General features: G+C 51.6%; 1 rRNA gene. It reads right to left on the minus strand.

The features are described 5' to 3' along the window. Positions 1 to 227: 227 nt before the first annotated feature. Positions 228 to 760: ribosomal RNA gene (locus tag ACFSUC_RS13125) — 16S ribosomal RNA — on the minus strand; the annotation flags it as partial.

Below are 760 nucleotides of genomic sequence, written 5' to 3' on the forward strand. Positions count from 1 at the left end.
GCCAAAAACACTACACTCTATAATGTTGGCTTGACATGGAAGTCAACACCAACACGCTAGTAAAAACTGCGTTGATTCTTACCTAAACTCTTTCGCTATCCAGTTTTCAAAGATCAAGGTTTGAAAGGTTGCCCTTTCAAAACTGAACGCGAGTGAAATTGTCCCTCGTACACCTTGTGCACGAAACGTTTGGTTTTGAGATGCTCGCACATCTCGAAACTCCATAGAAAGGAGGTGATCCAGCCGCACCTTCCGATACGGCTACCTTGTTACGACTTCACCCCAATCATCTGCCCCACCTTCGGCGGCTGGCTCCCTAAGGTTACCTCACCGACTTCGGGTGTTGCAAACTCTCGTGGTGTGACGGGCGGTGTGTACAAGACCCGGGAACGTATTCACCGCGGCATGCTGATCCGCGATTACTAGCAATTCCGACTTCATGCAGGCGAGTTGCAGCCTGCAATCCGAACTGAGATCGGCTTTTTAGGATTCGCTCCAGATCGCTCCTTCGCTTCCCGTTGTACCGACCATTGTAGCACGTGTGTAGCCCAGGTCATAAGGGGCATGATGATTTGACGTCATCCCCACCTTCCTCCGGTTTGTCACCGGCAGTCGATCTAGAGTGCCCACCCATGGTGCTGGCAACTAAATCTAAGGGTTGCGCTCGTTGCGGGACTTAACCCAACATCTCACGACACGAGCTGACGACAACCATGCACCACCTGTCTCCTCTGTCCCGAAGGAAAACCACATCTCTGCA

It is taken from the genome of Marinicrinis sediminis (assembly GCF_042685085.1).
GTDB classification, from domain to species: Bacteria; Bacillota; Bacilli; order Paenibacillales; family KCTC-33676; genus Marinicrinis; species Marinicrinis sediminis.